Genomic DNA, 16,277 nt, shown 5'->3' with positions numbered 1-16,277 from the left:
GCCAAGGCCAGTGTCCGGCAGGAGGGTGCGTTGATAACGCTTTTTTGTGGCGAGGGGATTTATCCCCGCTGGGGCGCGCAGCGGCCCCTGGAGCTGGGACTCGGTGTGTCAGTTGGACTGAGGATGTGATCGGGGGTCGCTGCGCAACCCAGCGGGGATAAATCCCCTCGCCACAGGGACAGCGATAGGCAGCGATCTGTGTCGAGAACCGGGTTTCGGATTTCAACCTGCACCGTGGCGAGGGAGCGAGCTCCCTCGCCACAGGTTGCGTTGGGCCTGACGGAATCAACCGCCCCGGTGCAATTTGCTCATCAACTCCGCCTCGGCCTGGGTCAGGCCGCAGGCTTGGGTCAGTTCGTCGATGCTGGCGCCCATGCCCACCAGGCGCGCGGCCTGGGCGAATGAAAGGGTGGAAGGGTCTCGCTGTTCCAGCTGGGCGAGCTTGTCCGGCAACGGCCCGACGACGGCACGCAGCTCATGGAGCGCTTCGCCCATGCGCACGGTGCCGTTCTGATAGTCGTCGACGCGCTTGGCCAGTTCCTTGATGCGCTGATCGCGCAGCGCATCGCCCTGGGCCTGCTGAGCGGCCACTTGCCGCTGGTCGCGTATGTACGCCACGAACATCGCCAGCGTGCCTGCCCAGAACAGGAACAGGACAATGACTGCTACCTCAAGGATCAAATCAGATACTCTCCAGTTCCGACCACTCTTCTTCGCTCATCATTTTTTCCAGCTCGACCAGGATCAGCAACTCGTTGTTCTTGTTGCAGACGCCCTGGATGAACTTGGCCGATTCTTCGTTACCGACGTTAGGCGCGGTTTCGATTTCCGACTGACGCAAGTAAACCACTTCGGCCACGCTGTCGACCAGGATACCGACCACTTGCTTGTCGGCCTCGATGATCACGATACGGGTGTTGTCGTTGACCTCGGTGGAGTTCAGGCCGAAACGCTGGCGAGTGTCGATCACCGTGACCACGTTGCCGCGCAGGTTGATGATCCCCAGCACGTAGCTTGGCGCACCCGGCACCGGAGCGATCTCGGTGTAGCGCAGCACTTCCTGCACCCGCATCACGTTGATGCCGTAGGTTTCGTTATCGAGCTTGAAGGTCACCCATTGCAAGATCGGATCTTCGGAACCCTTGAGAGACGACGCCTTATCATTCATACCCTGACCCCTCGAAAAACCGCCTGTGGCGGCGTGTGTTCTGTCCCGCGACGTTGTGCGCCGCCGGTTGTGTTATTTCGGTTTCTGGACCGGCTTGCGGCCATCCAGGTGTTTTGCCCCCCCGCTGGCGATCAGCTCCGCCAGTTCGGAAACGTCCAGCAAGGCGCACATGTGTTCGATCACCGTACCGGCCAGCCATGGCCGTTGCCCTCGATGGCTGCGCCATTTGATTTCGTTCGGATCCAGGCGCAGCGAACGGCTGACCTGATGCACCGCCAACCCCCACTCGTACCCCTGTACCGAAATCACGTATTGCAGGCCCTGGCGAAAATCATCGCGATAGCGGTCCGGCATCACCCAACGCGCGGTATCGAGTACCTTCAGGTTGCCGGCCTGGCTCGGCAGGATCCCGAGAAACCATTCCGGCTGGCCGAACAACGGCGTCAATTCATGCCCGGCCAGGGGATAGATCGATCCCAGGCACACCAGCGGCACCGCCAGGGTCAACCCAGCCACATCGAACAACAAGCACTCGAATGCCTCGGCGGCCCAGGCCGGACGGTCGTCGGTCGGCACCGGCGGTGGCGGGCTGCTCGGCGGCAAGTGGACTTCCGCCACCGGCGTCACCAGGCCCTGCAACAGCGGTGCAACCGTCGACACCGGCGCGAGGATCGGCGCGGGCGCGTCCATGACCTTCACCGATGGCTTGACGAACGGTGCCTCGACCGCTGCCGCCACCACTGACGTCCGGGCATCACGGGCCTGCTCTTCGAGCACGGCCGCTTGAAACTCATCCAGCACACCTTCGGCTTCGACAGGCTCGGGCAACGCCTCGATCACGCTCGGCGGCGGTGGCAATTCTTCGGTGGCTTCCTGCAACAGCCCATCCAGATAGGACTGCAAGGCCAGTTGAGGTCGCGAGGTTGTCTTTATCGGGCGGTTCATTGGAAACGTCCGCCACTTGAAAAGGTTATCGGCATGAATGCTGTAGGACTTGAGCGCCCGCGAGTGGACGCAATGCCTGTAGGAGACCTCGTCACGTTAAGCCACCTGCTGTGAAACGAGTTGCTGGGCCAACAAGTGCTTGAGCAGCGCCCGGTAGGCCAGCACACCACGGCTCTTGCCATCGAATTGCGACGGGGTCACGCCGACCCGGCTCGCGTCGCGCAAGCGCGTATCAACGGGGATGTAGCCTTGCCAGATGTCATCCGGGTACTTGTCCCGTAGCACGCGCAACGTGCCCAGGGACGCCTGGGTACGGCGGTCGAACAGGGTCGGCACGATGTTGAACGTCAGCGACTGCTTGCGCGAACGGTTGACCATTGCCAGCGTATTGACCATCCGCTCCAGGCCCTTGACCGCCAGGTGTTCGGTCTGCACCGGGATCACCAACTGCTGGCTCGCGGCCAGGGCGTTGACCATCAACAGGCCCAGCAACGGCGGGCTGTCGATGATGGCGTAATCGAAATCCTGCCACAGCTGCGCCAGACTCTTGGCGATTACCAGGCCCAGGCCACTCTGGCCCGGCGACTGGCGCTCGAGGGTCGCCAGTGCGGTGCTCGACGGCAGCAGGGAGATGCTCTCGTGGCTGGTGGACAACAGCAACTGCCCCGGCAGGCCCTCGGGCACGGTGCCCTTGTGCAGGAACAAGTCGAAGTTGCTGTGCTCCAGGCTATCGGGGTCGTAGCCGAAATAGCTGGTCATCGAGCCATGGGGGTCCAGGTCGACGATGACCACGCGCTTGCCCGCCTCGGCCAGCAACCCGGCTAGAGCGATGGAAGATGTGGTCTTACCCACACCACCTTTTTGATTGGCGACTGCCCAGACTCTCATTCGGATCGTTCCTCCCGGCCGAAACAGGCTCGACCGAGAAATAGCTCGGTTATAAAGCGGGTGACGGAGAATTGACGGCGCTCCGCTGTCCCGGCGACTTGACCGGAGCCGGTGCAGTTTGTGTGCCAGCACGCTTCAATGCCGCATCCGGCGTTGCATTGGCCGTTCCCGTGCCGGTCAGGCTGCGCCGCACATCGAGGTTGCGCGACACCACCAGGACCACGCGGCGATTGCGCGCGCGGCCTTCGGCGGTGGCGTTGTTGGCCACCGGCTGGAATTCGCCGTAGCCCACCGACGCCAGGCGGCCGGGGTTCACGCCCTGCATCGCCAGCATGCGGACAATGCTCGCCGAACGGGCCGAAGACAGCTCCCAGTTGGTCGGGTACTGCGCGGTCCGGATCGGCTGGTCGTCCGTAAAGCCTTCGACATGGATCGGGTTGTCGAACGGCCTCAGGATCGCTGCCACCTTGTCGATGATGTTGAAGGCCATGTCGCTGGGCATCGCGTCGCCGCTGCCGAACAGCAGGCTGGAGTTGAGTTCGATCTCCACCCAAAGCTCGTTGCCGCGCACGGTCATCTGGTTGGACTTGATCAGGTCGCCGAATGCCGCGCTGATGTCGTCGGCGATGCTTTTCAACGGATCGCTACCGCCGGCGATGCCGGCATCGACCTGTTCGGAGTCCTTGACCAGCGGCTGGGCCGGGGTCGTGCTCTTGGGCCGTTCTTCGCCAATGGGAATCGGCTTGAGGGCGCGATCGGAGTCGGTGAAGACGCCGATCAGCGCCTCGGAAATGACCTTGTACTTGCCTTCGTTGACCGAGGAAATCGAGTACATGACCACGAAAAAGGCAAACAGCAGGGTAATGAAGTCGGCGTAGGAAACCAGCCAGCGTTCATGGTTGACGTGTTCTTCAGTGTGCCTGCGACGGGCCATTTTCCCTGTCTCCCATCAGTCCATGAAGCCCTGGAGCTTCAACTCAATGGAGCGTGGGTTTTCACCTTCGGCGATCGACAGGATCCCTTCCAGCAACATTTCGCGATAGCGCGACTGGCGCAAGGCGATCGACTTGAGCTTGGCGGCAATCGGCAGCAACACCAGGTTGGCGCTCGCCACGCCGTAGATCGTGGCCACGAAGGCCACGGCGATGCCGCTGCCCAGTTGCGACGGATCGGCCAGGTTGCCCATCACGTGGATCAAGCCCATCACCGCGCCGATGATGCCAATGGTCGGCGCGTAGCCGCCCATGCTTTCGAACACCTTGGCCGCTTCGATATCACGGGCCTCCTGGGTGTAGAAATCCACCTCCAGGATGCTGCGGATGGCTTCCGGCTCGGCACCGTCGACCAGCAATTGCAGGCCTTTGCGCGAATAGCTGTCGGGTTCGGCATCGGCCACCCCTTCCAGGCCGAGCAAGCCTTCCTTGCGTGCGGTCAGGCTCCAGTTCACCACCCGGTCGATACCGCCGGCCAGGTCTACCCGCGGCGGGAACAGGATCCAGCCCAGCACCTGGATGGCCCGCTTGAATGCGCTCATGGGCGACTGCAACAAGGCCGCGCCGATGGTGCCACCGAGCACGATCAACGCGGCCGGACCGTTGGCCAGGGCACCGAGATGCCCGCCTTCCAGGTAATTGCCGCCGATAATGGCGACGAACGCCATGATGATGCCGATCAGGCTGAGTACATCCATTACAGGCATGCCTCGACCAGGTGCCGGCCGATGTCATCCAGGCTGTACACGGCATCGGCGAGGTCGGCCTTGACGATGGCCATCGGCATGCCATAGATCACGCAGCTGGCTTCGTCCTGGGCCCAGATCGCACTGCCGCCCTGCTTGAGCAGGCGCGCGCCTTCGCGACCGTCGGCGCCCATGCCGGTGAGCACCACCGCCAGAACTTTGTCACCGTAGGATTTGGCCGCCGAACCGAAGGTAATGTCCACGCACGGCTTGTAGTTCAAGCGCTCGTCGCCCGGCAGGATCTTCACCGCGCCACGGCCGTCGACCATCATCTGCTTGCCACCCGGTGCCAGCAATGCCAGGCCCGGACGCAGGATGTCGCCATCCTCGGCTTCCTTGACGCTGATGTTGCACAGCTTGTCCAGGCGCTCGGCGAACGCCTTGGTGAAGGCGGCAGGCATGTGCTGGATCAGCACGATGGGGGCCGGGAAATTGCCCGGCAACTGGGTCAGGACCCGTTGCAGCGCTACCGGGCCACCGGTGGAGGTGCCGATCGCGACCAGCTTGTAGGCCTTGCGCTTGGGCGCCGCCGACGGTGCGCTGGCCGGGGCCGAGCGCGCAGGCGCCGGGGCCGGCGCACTGCGCACCGGCGGCGGGTTGAAGCTGCTCGAAGCACTTGGCGCCGGCGCAGGGCTTGGCGCCGCGACAGGGGCTGGCGCCGGGGCGCTGTAGCCGCCGACACGCCGGTTGCTGCGGGAAATGCTATGGACCTTTTCGCACAGCAACTGCCGGACCTTGTCGGGGTTGCGCGAAATGTCTTCGAAGTTCTTCGGCAGGAAATCCACCGCCCCGGCGTCCAGCGCATCGAGGGTCACCCGGGCGCCTTCGTGGGTCAGGGAAGAGAACATCAATACCGGGGTCGGGCAGCGCTGCATGATGTGGCGCACGGCCGTGATGCCATCCATCATCGGCATCTCGTAGTCCATGGTGATCACATCCGGCTTGAGGGCCAGGGCCTGATCGATCGCCTCTTTGCCGTTGGTTGCCGTACCGACAACCTGGATACTCGTATCAGCCGAAAGAATTTCCGAGACGCGGCGGCGAAAAAAACCCGAGTCGTCCACCACCAGGACTTTAACTACCATAAACACTCCGTAAGACGAGGCGCGGCCGCGGGCCGCCCTCCTCCAGAATCAAATACGCCGGGCGGCGTAGCGCTTGAGCATGCTGGGCACATCGAGAATCAACGCGATGCGGCCGTCGCCGGTGATGGTGGCGCCGGACATGCCCGGGGTGCCCTGGAGCATCTTGCCCAACGGCTTGATGACCACTTCTTCCTGGCCCACCAACTGATCGACGACGAAGCCGATCCGCTGGGTGCCCACCGAAAGGATCACCACGTGACCTTCGCCCTGCTCCTCGTGCGCCGCGGAACTGACCAGCCAGCGCTTGAGGTAGAACAGCGGCAAGGCCTTGTCCCGTACGATCACCACTTCCTGGCCGTCCACCACGTTGGTGCGCGACAGGTCGAGGTGGAAGATCTCGTTGACGTTCACCAGCGGGAAGGCGAACGCCTGGTTGCCCAGCATCACCATCAGGGTTGGCATGATCGCCAGGGTCAATGGGACCTTGATGACGATCTTCGAGCCCTGGCCCTTGGTCGAGTAAATGTTGATCGAACCGTTGAGCTGGGAAATCTTGGTTTTCACCACGTCCATGCCCACGCCACGGCCCGAGACGTCGGAGATCTCGGTCTTGGTGGAGAAGCCCGGGGCGAAGATCAGGTTGTAGCACTCGGTGTCGCTGAGACGGTCGGCGGCATCCTTGTCCATCACGCCGCGTTTCACCGCGATCGCGCGCAACACGTTCGGGTCCATGCCCTTGCCATCGTCGGAGATCGACAACAGGATGTGGTCGCCCTCCTGCTCGGCCGCCAGGATCACCTTGCCGCTGCGGACCTTGCCCGCCTCCTCGCGCTCCTGCGGCGACTCGATACCGTGGTCGACCGCGTTGCGCACCAAGTGGACCAATGGGTCGGCCAGGGCCTCGACGAGGTTCTTGTCGAGGTCGGTTTCTTCACCCACCAGTTCCAGGTTGATTTCTTTCTTGAGCTGGCGAGCCAGGTCGCGAACCAGGCGCGGGAAGCGCCCGAAGACTTTCTTGATCGGCTGCATCCGGGTCTTCATGACCGCGGTCTGCAGGTCGGCCGTGACCACGTCGAGGTTCGACACGGCCTTGGACATGGCTTCGTCCTGGCTGTTGAGGCCCAGGCGCACCAGGCGGTTACGCACCAGCACCAGCTCGCCGACCATGTTCATGATCTCGTCCAGGCGCGCGGTGTCGACCCGCACGGTGGTCTCGGCTTCACTGGCCGGTTTTTCCGCCGGCGGTGCCGACGCGGCACGGGCTGGCGCTGGCGCAGCGGCGGCGGCAGGCTTGGGCGTCTCGGCCTTCGCCTCCGGCGCCTTGGCAGCCGGCTTCGGCGCGGCCTTGGCCACTGGCGCGGCGGCAGCCGCAGCACCCGTGGCGGCGGCCGGCTTGGCGGCCGCCGTACCGACTTCGCTGAACTTGCCCTTGCCGTGCAGTTCGTCCAGCAGCGATTCGAATTCGTGGTCGCTGATCAGGTCGCTGCCGGCCGCAGCGGCGGCAGGTTGCGCCGGGCTCGGCGCCGAAGCGATGGCCGAATCCAGCGCATCGACGGCAAAGGTGCCCTTGCCGTGCAGTTGATCGAGCAAGGCTTCGAATTCGTCGTCGGTGATGTCGGAGTTGTCGCCGGCCGCTTTCGGGGCGGCCGGGGCCGCCGCAGGCGCGACGGCATCGACGGCGAACTGCCCCTTGCCATGCAGCTGGTCGAGCAACGACTCGAACTCGGCGTCGGTGATCTCATCGCTGGCAGCGGCATCGCCTGCCGGCGCGGCAGCCGGTGCGGCCGGCGCCTCGGCCTGGGCCTTGGCGGCGCTCAGGGAGTCCAGCAGTTGTTCGAATTCATTATCGGTGATGTCACCCGATTCCTCGGCGACAGGTTCCTCGACCACCGGTTCTTCAATGGCCGGCTCGGCCTCGGCAACGGCCTCGTCGGCCGACTGAGGCTCGGCCAGGCGCGACAGCGCGGCGAGCAGCTCAGGCGTGGCGGGGGTGATCGGCGAGCGCTCGCGCACTTCGCTGAACATGCTGTTGACCGCATCCAGCGCTTCAAGCACCACGTCCATCAACTCCGAATCGACGCGACGCTCACCCTTGCGCAGGATGTCGAACACGTTTTCGGCAATGTGACAGCACTCCACCAGCTCGTTGAGCTGGAGGAAGCCGGCGCCTCCTTTTACAGTGTGGAAACCGCGAAAGATTGCGTTGAGCAGATCCGCATCATCCGGCCGGCTTTCCAGCTCGACCAATTGCTCGGACAGTTGCTCGAGAATCTCGCCAGCCTCAACCAGGAAATCCTGAAGGATCTCTTCATCGGCGCCGAAGCTCATTAATGGGGTGCTCCTAAAACAGGGCTAAAACTCAGAATCCAAGGCTGGACAGCAAATCGTCCACATCGTCCTGACCGGACACAACGTCTTCTCTTTTATCGGCATGAATCTGCGGACCTTCACCCTGAGAGAGATGTTTTTGTGGATCTTTTTCAGCAAGCATCGCTTCACGGTCGTGTTCGATGCCCGCAAAGCGGTCGACCTGGCTGGCCATCAACACCAGTTTGAGCAAATTGCTTTCCACTTCGGTGACCAGTTGGGTCACGCGCTTGATTACCTGGCCGGTCAGGTCCTGATAGTCCTGGGCCAAGAGGATGTCGTTGAGGTTGCTGGCGACGGCGCGGTTCTCGCTGCTGCTGCGCGCCAGGAAACCGTCGACCCGGCGGGCCAGTTCCCGAAACTCCTCGGCCCCGACCTCGCGACGCATGAACCGACCCCAGTCGGCGCTCAAGGCCTGGGCTTCCTCGCTCAGGCCATTGACCAGCGGCGTGGCGCTCTCCACCAGGTCCATGGTGCGGTTGGCCGCGGCCTCGGTCAGCTTGACCACATACCCCAGGCGCTCGGTGGCGTCGGTGATCTGCGAGACTTCCTCGGCCTGCGGCATGCGCGGGTCGATCTGGAAATTGACAATCGCGCTGTGCAATTCACGCGTGAGCTTGCCCACTTCCAGATACAGCCCCCGGTCACGGGTCTGGTTGAGCTCATGGATCATTTGAACCGCATCGCCAAAACGGCCTTTTTCGAGGCTTTCGACCAGTTCACGGGCATGTTTTTTCAGGGTCGATTCGAAATCGCCCATTGAAGATTCGTTATCCATAGCTCCCCCCGGGGCGCCGTTAGCCGATGCGTTCGAAGATTTTTTCGATCTTCTCTTTCAACGCCTGGGCCGTGAAGGGTTTGACCACGTAGCCGTTCACGCCGGCCTGGGCCGCTTCGATGATCTGCTCGCGCTTGGCTTCGGCGGTGACCATCAGCACGGGAAGGTGCTTGAGTTTTTCGTCGGCGCGCACCTGGCGCAGCAGGTCGATGCCGGTCATCCCGGGCATGTTCCAGTCGGTGACCAGAAAATCGAAGTTGCCACTGTGCAACATCGGGAGCGCAGTGGTCCCGTCATCTGCTTCGGCCGTGTTGGTGAACCCAAGGTCACGCAACAGGTTTTTAATGATCCGCCGCATCGTTGAGAAGTCATCAACGATGAGGATTTTCATGTTCTTGTCCAATTCGACCTCCAAGCAGTCTTAAACGCGTCCAGCACCTGGGCGCGCCATTTCAATCAATCCGGCACAACGCTCGACAACAGCCCGGAGCACAACGGATGAGACCGTGCAGTACCTGCCGGCCTCGCTCGCAGTGCCCCCGCACTGCGTGTCAGCGCGCTCGCCATTCCCCCAAACGCCCCCGCAAACGGGCTGCGCACTGGCTGTGTAACTGGCTGACCCGCGATTCGCTGACTCCCAGGACCTCACCGATTTCCTTGAGGTTCAGCTCTTCGTCGTAGTACAGCGCCAAGACCAGTCGCTCACGCTCCGGCAAATTGGCAATCGCTTCCGCCAGGGCGCTCTGGAAGCGTTCATCTTCCAGGTCGCGCGATGGCTCCATGTGAGCACTTGCGCCATCCTCATGCAGCCCTTCGTGTTCGCCGTCCTGCAACAGGTCGTCGAAACTGAACAGGCGGCTGCCCAAGGTATCGTTCAAAATCCCGTAATAATCATCGAGACTCAACTGGAGTTCGGCCGCAACCTCGTGATCTTTAGCGTCGCGCCCGGTTTTAGCTTCAATCGCACGGATCGCATCGCTGACCATGCGGGTATTGCGGTGCACCGAACGCGGCGCCCAATCGCCCTTGCGGACTTCATCGAGCATCGCCCCGCGGATGCGGATACCGGCGTAGGTCTCGAAACTGGCGCCCTTGCTCGCGTCGTATTTGTTCGACACTTCGAGCAGGCCGATCATGCCGGCCTGGATCAGGTCCTCGACCTGCACACTGGCCGGCAACCGCGCCAGCAAGTGATAGGCGATACGCTTGACCAGGGGCGCGTAACGCTCGATCAACTCGTACTGGGCGTCCCGTGCCGATTTTTTGTAGAGGTGGTTGTAACTGCTGGCTGTCATAGCACGGGCCCTGCTGTCTGTTGCACGAGACGCTCGACGAAAAATTCCAGGTGCCCGCGAGGGTTGGCCGGCAGCGGCCAACTATCGACTTTCTGGGCGATTGCCTTGAACGCCAGCGCACATTTGGAACGTGGAAAAGCTTCATAGACGGCACGTTGCTTCTGGACGGCCTTGCGGACACTTTCGTCGTAGGGCACGGCGCCGACATATTGTAGGGCGACATCCAGGAAGCGATCAGTGACCTTGGTCAGCTTGGCGAACAGGTTGCGGCCCTCTTGCGGGCTCTGCGCCATGTTGGCCAGCACGCGGAAGCGGTTCATGCCGTAGTCGCGGTTCAGCAGCTTGATCAGGGCGTAGGCGTCGGTGATGGACGTTGGTTCGTCGCAGACCACCAGCAGCACTTCCTGGGCAGCGCGGACGAAACTGACGACCGAGTCGCCGATGCCGGCCGCGGTGTCGATCACCAGCACATCGAGGTTGTCGCCGATGTCGCTGAATGCCTGGATCAGGCCCGCGTGCTGGGCCGGGGTCAGGTGGACCATGCTCTGGGTGCCGGAAGCGGCCGGCACGATGCGGATCCCGCCCGGCCCCTGCAACAGTACGTCGCGCAGCTCGCAGCGACCCTCGATCACATCCGCCAGCGTGCGCTTGGGGGTGAGCCCCAGCAGCACGTCGACGTTCGCCAGGCCCAGGTCGGCGTCCAGCAGCATGACCCGTCGGCCAAGCTCTGCCAGAGCCAGGGACAAGTTCACTGACACGTTAGTCTTCCCGACGCCACCTTTGCCGCCGGTCACCGCGATCACCTGTACGGGATGCATGCTGCCCATGTTCGTTCTTTACCTTGTCTTACTTAGACGGAGGCCACATTACTGGCTGCGCGTTCACACGGAACAATGCATGGCAGACCATCGATGTAGGTACAAAAAATACTCATGATAACCTCAGCCGACCTGTTTGGATGGGCTGTGGTAGATATCAGCGAACATGTCAGCCATGGCTTCTTCGCTGGGTTCTTCCTGCATTTGCACACTTACGGCACGACTGACCAGTTGATGACGGCGCGGCAGATGCAGGTCATCCGGGATCCGCGGCCCGTCGGTCAGGTAGGCCACCGGCAATTCATGACCGATCGCCAGGCTCAACACCTCGCCCAGGCTCGCCGTTTCGTCCAGCTTAGTCAGGATGCAGCCGGCCAGCCCGCAGCGCTTGTAGCTGTGGTAGGCGGCGGTTAGAACCTGTTTCTGGCTGGTGGTTGCCAACACGAGATAATTTTTTGACTTGATACCGCGCCCGGCCAGGCTTTCGAGTTGCAGGCGCAGGGCCGGATCGCTGGCTTGCAGGCCGGCGGTGTCGATCAGCACGACGCGCTTGCGCAGCAGGGGCTCCAGCGCCTGGGCCAGGGACTGACCCGGGTCCACATGGGTCACCGACACATTGAGGATGCGGCCGAGGGTCTTGAGTTGCTCCTGGGCACCGATGCGGAAACTGTCCATGCTCACCAGCGCAATGCTCTGGGCACCGTACTTGAGGACATAACGGGCGGCGAGCTTGGCCAGGGTGGTGGTCTTGCCCATGCCGGCAGGACCGACCATGGCGATCACCCCGCCCTCTTCCAGTGGCTCGACTTCCGGCGTGGCGATCATCCGCGCCAGGTGCGCCAACAACATGCGCCAGGCCTGGCGAGGCTCTTCGATACCCTTGATCAGCGCCAGCAGGTCGCGGGACAACGGACCGGACAAGCCGATGCGTTGCAGGCGGCGCCACAGGTTGGCCTGGGCCGGATGGCTGCCTTGCAGCTGGTTCCAGGCCAGGGAGCCGAGCTGCACTTCCATCAGCTCGCGCAGGCTGTTGAGCTCGAAGCGCATCGAGTCCAGGGCACGCGGGTCGACCCCACGGGCCGGCGCGGCGGGAGCAGGCGCCGGGCGCCGCGGCTCGGCCGGGGTGGGCTCGATCAGCGGTTCGGCGGCGGTCAACGGCAGGCCGGCGGTCAGTGGCTGACCGGCGAACAATTGACGATTGGTACCCGGCGCGGCCTCGCCTTCGCTGCTGCGCAGGCTCAACTCGGCCTGGGCACTGGCAATGCGCGACTGGGTCTTGCGCAGCTCGTCCTCGAGTTCCATGTTCGGAACACGCGGGGCCAGCGCCGACAATTTGTAGTCCAGAGCCGCTGTCAGCTCGACACCGCCGGCGATCCGGCGATTACCGATGATGGCTGCCTCGGCGCCCAGCTCGTCACGAACCAGCTTCATGGCCTGACGCATATCGGCGGCGAAAAAACGCTTCACTTGCATAAACCACTACCTCAGCCGTTGGGCCCTACTGTCGCAACGATGGTCACTTGCTTGTTGTCCGGTATTTCCTGGTAAGCCAGCACATGCAGCCCCGGGACCGCGAGGCGTCCGAACCGCGAGAGCATCGCGCGAATCGGACCGGCCACCAGCAGGATCACCGGTTGCCCTTGCATCTCTTGCCGCTGGGCTGCCTCGATCAGCGAACGCTGCAGCTTCTCGGCCATGCTTGGCTCCAGCAGGACACCCTCTTCCGAGCCTTGCCCTGCCTTCTGCAAACTATTGAGCAATATCTGTTCCAACCTTGGCTCCAAGGTGATCACAGGCAGCTCGGACTCAGTGCCTACAATGCTTTGGACGATTGCACGGGATACGCCAACCCGCACCGCGGCCACCATCGCGGCGGTATCTTGACTCTTGGAAGCGTTGTTGGCGATGGCTTCGGCAATGCTGCGGATGTCACGTACCGGCACCTGCTCGGCCAGGAGCGCCTGCAGGATCTTGAGCAGTTGCGACAGCGAAACCACCCCTGGCACCAATTCTTCAGCCAGCTTCGGCGAGCCTTTGGCCAGGACTTGCAGCAATTGCTGGACTTCCTCGTGGCCGATCAGCTCGCTGGAATGCTTGTACAGGATCTGGTTCAAGTGGGTCGCGACCACGGTACTGGCGTCCACCACGGTATAGCCGAGGGACTGGGCCTGCGCCCGCTGGCTGATCTCGATCCACACCGCCTCCAGGCCGAAAGCCGGATCTTTGGCGGTGATGCCGTTGAGCGTACCGTAGACCTGCCCCGGGTTGATCGCCAGCTCGCGGTCCGGGTAGATCTCGGCCTCGGCCAGGATGACCCCCATCAGCGTCAGGCGATAGGCGCTCGGCGCCAGGTCGAGGTTGTCGCGGATGTGCACGGTCGGCATCAGGAAGCCCAGGTCCTGGGACAGCTTCTTGCGCACGCCCTTGATCCGCGCCAGCAACTGGCCGCCCTGGTTGCGATCGACCAAGGGAATCAGGCGGTAGCCGACTTCCAGGCCGATCATGTCGATCGGGGTCACGTCGTCCCAGCCCAGCTCCTTGGTTTCCAGGGCCCGCGCCGGGGATGGCAGCAGTTCCTGCTGGCGCTTGACCTCTTGCAGGGCCTGGAGCTTCTGGACGTTCTGCTTTTTCCAGAACAGGTAGGCGCCACCGGCCGCCAGCGCCGCCATGGTCAGGAAGGAAATGTGGGGCATCCCCGGCACCAGGCCCATGACCGCCATCAGGCCGGCGGCCACGGCGAGGGCCTTGGGCGAGGCGAACATCTGCCGCCCGATCTGCTTGCCCATGTCTTCGGAGCCCGACGCACGGGTCACCATGATCGCCGCCGCTGTGGATAACAACAGTGATGGCAATTGCGCCACCAAACCGTCACCAATGGTCAGCAAGGCGTAGACCCGGCCCGCATCGCCGAAGCTCATGCCGTGCTGGAAGATACCGACGGCCATGCCGCCGATCAGGTTGATGAACAGGATCAGCAGGCCGGCGATGGCGTCGCCGCGGACGAATTTACTGGCGCCGTCCATGGAACCGTAGAACTCGGCTTCCTGGGCCACTTCCAGGCGGCGCGTCTTGGCCTGGTTCTGATCGATCAGGCCGGCGTTGAGGTCGGCGTCGATCGCCATTTGCTTGCCGGGCATCGCATCGAGGGTAAAACGCGCGCTCACCTCGGAAATCCGCCCGGCACCCTTGGTTACCACGACGAAGTTGATGATCATCAAAATGGCGAAGACCACGATACCGACCACGTAGTTACCGCCTATCACCACCTCGCCGAAGGCCTGGATCACTTTACCGGCGGCGGCGTGACCATCCTGGCCGTGGAGCATGACCACGCGGGTGGACGCCACGTTCAGCGCCAGGCGCAACAGGGTCGCCACCAACAGGATGGTGGGGAACACCGCGAAATCCAGGGGGCGCAGGGCGTAGACGCAGACCAGCAGCACCACGATCGACAGGGCGATGTTGAACGTGAAGAACACGTCCAGCAGGAACGGCGGCACGGGCAGCATCATCATGGCGAGCATGACCATCAGCAACACCGGCACCCCGAGGTTGCCTTGGCCGAGCGTCACTGCGCTGCTGCGCGCGGTGCTGAGTAACTGAGAGCGATCCACCGAGATTCCCCGTTCCTGTGAAGCAAAGTTTTGACGCCATGAGCGTCACGGGAGGTGCTTTTGCAAAAAGCCGTCCAACTTTGCCGAGACTGAAGAAATCACTGGGGGCATAGGCGTTTAGGTGTGATAGGGAGACCCGAGCGGCAGCCCGCAAATGAGAACTCATCTGACAGTTCTGACAGTAGCTGACGCGCGCAAGGAGGTATCAAATAGATCCTCGCGTGGCGCTGGTACCGCGAGATAGCCAGCTGCGGCATTCCACGGAGACCGACCATGACCGATAGAATCGCCCTTGCCGAACAGATGGGCGTCCACCCCGACGACCTGGACGACCACGGCGCCTTGAAACCTCATGCAGCGCCAGCGCTTGCCCCTTACCCTCCCTCATGTTCAGGTACATCGCCAACACCGGCAAATGGCGCTCTTCGAACTAGCGATAGCCTGTCAGGAATCGCGACGCAAATCCGGCGGAATCGGCAGGTCCTTCAGCGGTTCGGGGCGCTTGCCCTTGCCGGCGCGATGCTGGCGGATCTGATAGACATAGGCCAACACCTGGGCCACGGCCAGGTACAGGCCGCCAGGGATCTCTTCTTCAAGCTCGGTGGAGTAGTAGATCGACCGCGCCAGGGCCGGGGATTCGAGGAGCATCACCTCGTTGGCGACGGCGATCTCGCGGATCTTCAACGCCAGGAAATCGCTGCCCTTGGCCAGCAGCATCGGCGCATTGCCTTTTTCGGGGTCGTACTTGAGCGCCACGGCGTAGTGGGTCGGGTTGGTGATGACCACATCGGCTTCCGGGATGGCCGACATCATCCGGCGCTGGGAAATTTCGCGCTGCAATTGGCGCACGCGCTGCTTGACCTCCGGCTTGCCCTCCTGCTCCTTGTATTCGTCGCGCACCTCCTGCTTGGTCATCATCAGCTTCTGCTTGCTCTGATAAAGCTGGATCGGAACGTCGATGGCCGCGATCAGGATCAGCCCGCAAGCCATCCACAAAGTGCTCCAGCCCACCAGTTGCACGCTGTGGATGATGGCCTGTTCCAATGGCTCGTGGGCAATGCTCAACAAGTCATCGATATCGCCTTGCAACACCGTCAACGCCACGGACAGGACCAGCAGGAACTTGCCGAGGGCCTTGAGCAACTCCATCAGCGCCGACGTGGAAAACATCCGCTTGAGGCCCGACAACAGGTTCATTCGGCTGAACTTGGGCGCCAGGCTGCCGGCCGCGAACAGCCACCCGCCCAGGGAAATCGGGCCGATGAAGGCCGCCAGCAACAGGAAGATCAGGATCGGTTGCAACGCCAGGATCGCGATCTTGCCCGAGTGCAACAGGTACTGCGTCATCGCGCCTGGGGTGAGCAGCACGTCGCGAGGCAGGGAAAAATTCAGCCGCATGATTTCCAGCAGGTCCTGGGCCAACCCGCCACCGTAGATCAACAGGCTACCCGCCCCGGCCAGCATGATCGCCAGGGTGTTGAGCTCTTTGGAACGGGCGATCTCGCCCTTCTCCCGGGATTCGCGCCTGCGCTTTTCCGTGGGATCTTCTGTCTTGTCCTGGCCACTCTCGCTTTCAGCCAT

The 16,277-nt window shown here is 62.8% G+C and carries 15 protein-coding genes; all 15 read right to left on the bottom strand.

Annotated features, from left to right (window positions below):
* Positions 1 to 285: 285 nt before the first annotated feature.
* The 15 genes from Q6A48_RS00630 to flhB all read right to left on the bottom strand — a co-directional run bounded on the left by Q6A48_RS00630 (position 286) and on the right by flhB (position 16,277).
* Positions 286 to 681 (bottom strand): DUF2802 domain-containing protein, encoded by a 396-nt coding sequence (locus tag Q6A48_RS00630; protein ID WP_304551125.1) that lies wholly within the window; start codon positions 679 to 681, stop codon positions 286 to 288.
* Between the two features lies 1 nt (position 682).
* Positions 683 to 1,168: a chemotaxis protein CheW gene (locus Q6A48_RS00625; RefSeq protein WP_024778681.1), complete on the bottom strand. Its 486-nt coding sequence runs from the start codon at positions 1,166 to 1,168 to the stop codon at positions 683 to 685.
* 72 nt (positions 1,169 to 1,240) lie between these two features.
* On the bottom strand, positions 1,241 to 2,113 hold the full coding sequence (locus Q6A48_RS00620; protein ID WP_304551119.1) for a CheW domain-containing protein: 873 nt from the start codon (positions 2,111 to 2,113) through the stop codon (positions 1,241 to 1,243).
* 96 nt (positions 2,114 to 2,209) lie between these two features.
* Positions 2,210 to 3,001 carry a ParA family protein gene (locus Q6A48_RS00615; protein ID WP_304551118.1) on the bottom strand — a complete coding sequence of 264 codons (792 nt, stop codon included), beginning with the start codon at positions 2,999 to 3,001 and terminating at the stop codon, positions 2,210 to 2,212.
* A 49-nt stretch (positions 3,002 to 3,050) separates the two neighbouring features.
* Complete coding sequence (gene motD, locus Q6A48_RS00610) at positions 3,051 to 3,935, bottom strand: flagellar motor protein MotD (protein WP_304551117.1); 885 nt, start codon at positions 3,933 to 3,935, stop codon at positions 3,051 to 3,053.
* 15 nt (positions 3,936 to 3,950) lie between these two features.
* Positions 3,951 to 4,691 (bottom strand): flagellar motor protein, encoded by a 741-nt coding sequence (locus Q6A48_RS00605; RefSeq protein WP_304551116.1) that lies wholly within the window; start codon positions 4,689 to 4,691, stop codon positions 3,951 to 3,953.
* Positions 4,691 to 5,824 (bottom strand): protein-glutamate methylesterase/protein-glutamine glutaminase, encoded by a 1,134-nt coding sequence (locus tag Q6A48_RS00600; RefSeq protein WP_304551115.1) that lies wholly within the window; start codon positions 5,822 to 5,824, stop codon positions 4,691 to 4,693. Before Q6A48_RS00600 ends, Q6A48_RS00605 begins: the two co-directional genes overlap by 1 nt.
* 48 nt (positions 5,825 to 5,872) lie before the next feature.
* The gene (locus Q6A48_RS00595) at positions 5,873 to 8,152 is read right to left on the bottom strand and encodes a chemotaxis protein CheA (protein ID WP_304551112.1); all 2,280 of its coding nucleotides are present in this window, start codon (positions 8,150 to 8,152) and stop codon (positions 5,873 to 5,875) included.
* 31 nt (positions 8,153 to 8,183) lie between these two features.
* Entirely contained in the window at positions 8,184 to 8,969 is a 786-nt protein-coding gene (locus Q6A48_RS00590; protein ID WP_304551111.1) for a protein phosphatase CheZ, read from the bottom strand.
* A gap of 19 nt (positions 8,970 to 8,988) precedes the next feature.
* Positions 8,989 to 9,360, bottom strand: a complete 372-nt coding sequence (locus Q6A48_RS00585) for a chemotaxis response regulator CheY (RefSeq protein WP_003199125.1) — start codon at positions 9,358 to 9,360, stop codon at positions 8,989 to 8,991.
* Positions 9,361 to 9,520: 160 nt separating this feature from the next.
* Positions 9,521 to 10,264: an RNA polymerase sigma factor FliA gene (gene fliA, locus Q6A48_RS00580; RefSeq protein ID WP_042729121.1), complete on the bottom strand. Its 744-nt coding sequence runs from the start codon at positions 10,262 to 10,264 to the stop codon at positions 9,521 to 9,523.
* Positions 10,261 to 11,091 (bottom strand): flagellar synthesis regulator FleN, encoded by an 831-nt coding sequence (gene fleN, locus Q6A48_RS00575; RefSeq protein WP_042729120.1) that lies wholly within the window; start codon positions 11,089 to 11,091, stop codon positions 10,261 to 10,263. The genes fliA and fleN overlap by 4 nt, the downstream gene beginning before the upstream one ends.
* Positions 11,092 to 11,205: 114 nt before the next feature.
* Positions 11,206 to 12,555 carry a flagellar biosynthesis GTPase FlhF gene (gene flhF, locus Q6A48_RS00570; protein WP_304551106.1) on the bottom strand — a complete coding sequence of 450 codons (1,350 nt, stop codon included), beginning with the start codon at positions 12,553 to 12,555 and terminating at the stop codon, positions 11,206 to 11,208.
* Between the two features lie 11 nt (positions 12,556 to 12,566).
* Positions 12,567 to 14,696: a flagellar biosynthesis protein FlhA gene (gene flhA / locus Q6A48_RS00565; RefSeq protein ID WP_304551104.1), complete on the bottom strand. Its 2,130-nt coding sequence runs from the start codon at positions 14,694 to 14,696 to the stop codon at positions 12,567 to 12,569.
* Between the two features lie 444 nt (positions 14,697 to 15,140).
* Entirely contained in the window at positions 15,141 to 16,277 is a 1,137-nt protein-coding gene (gene flhB, locus Q6A48_RS00560; RefSeq protein WP_304551102.1) for a flagellar biosynthesis protein FlhB, read from the bottom strand.

This window comes from Pseudomonas citrullilanati (genome assembly GCF_030580855.1).
GTDB classification, from domain to species: Bacteria; Pseudomonadota; Gammaproteobacteria; order Pseudomonadales; family Pseudomonadaceae; genus Aquipseudomonas; species Aquipseudomonas citrulli.
Note: the sequence above shows the minus strand (reverse complement) of the source record. Positions and strands in the feature narration are given on the sequence as shown.

Coding starts and splice junctions, on each gene's coding strand:
- Q6A48_RS00625 (WP_024778681.1), bottom strand. CDS start 1,168: ATGAATGATAAGGCGTCGTCTCTCAAGGGTTCCGAAGATCCGATCTTG.
- Q6A48_RS00620 (WP_304551119.1), bottom strand. CDS start 2,113: ATGAACCGCCCGATAAAGACAACCTCGCGACCTCAACTGGCCTTGCAG.
- Q6A48_RS00615 (WP_304551118.1), bottom strand. CDS start 3,001: ATGAGAGTCTGGGCAGTCGCCAATCAAAAAGGTGGTGTGGGTAAGACC.
- motD (WP_304551117.1), bottom strand. CDS start 3,935: ATGGCCCGTCGCAGGCACACTGAAGAACACGTCAACCATGAACGCTGG.
- Q6A48_RS00605 (WP_304551116.1), bottom strand. CDS start 4,691: ATGGATGTACTCAGCCTGATCGGCATCATCATGGCGTTCGTCGCCATT.
- Q6A48_RS00600 (WP_304551115.1), bottom strand. CDS start 5,824: ATGGTAGTTAAAGTCCTGGTGGTGGACGACTCGGGTTTTTTTCGCCGC.
- Q6A48_RS00595 (WP_304551112.1), bottom strand. CDS start 8,152: ATGAGCTTCGGCGCCGATGAAGAGATCCTTCAGGATTTCCTGGTTGAG.
- Q6A48_RS00590 (WP_304551111.1), bottom strand. CDS start 8,969: ATGGATAACGAATCTTCAATGGGCGATTTCGAATCGACCCTGAAAAAA.
- Q6A48_RS00585 (WP_003199125.1), bottom strand. CDS start 9,360: ATGAAAATCCTCATCGTTGATGACTTCTCAACGATGCGGCGGATCATT.
- fliA (WP_042729121.1), bottom strand. CDS start 10,264: ATGACAGCCAGCAGTTACAACCACCTCTACAAAAAATCGGCACGGGAC.
- fleN (WP_042729120.1), bottom strand. CDS start 11,091: ATGGGCAGCATGCATCCCGTACAGGTGATCGCGGTGACCGGCGGCAAA.
- flhF (WP_304551106.1), bottom strand. CDS start 12,555: ATGCAAGTGAAGCGTTTTTTCGCCGCCGATATGCGTCAGGCCATGAAG.
- flhB (WP_304551102.1), bottom strand. CDS start 16,277: ATGGCTGAAAGCGAGAGTGGCCAGGACAAGACAGAAGATCCCACGGAA.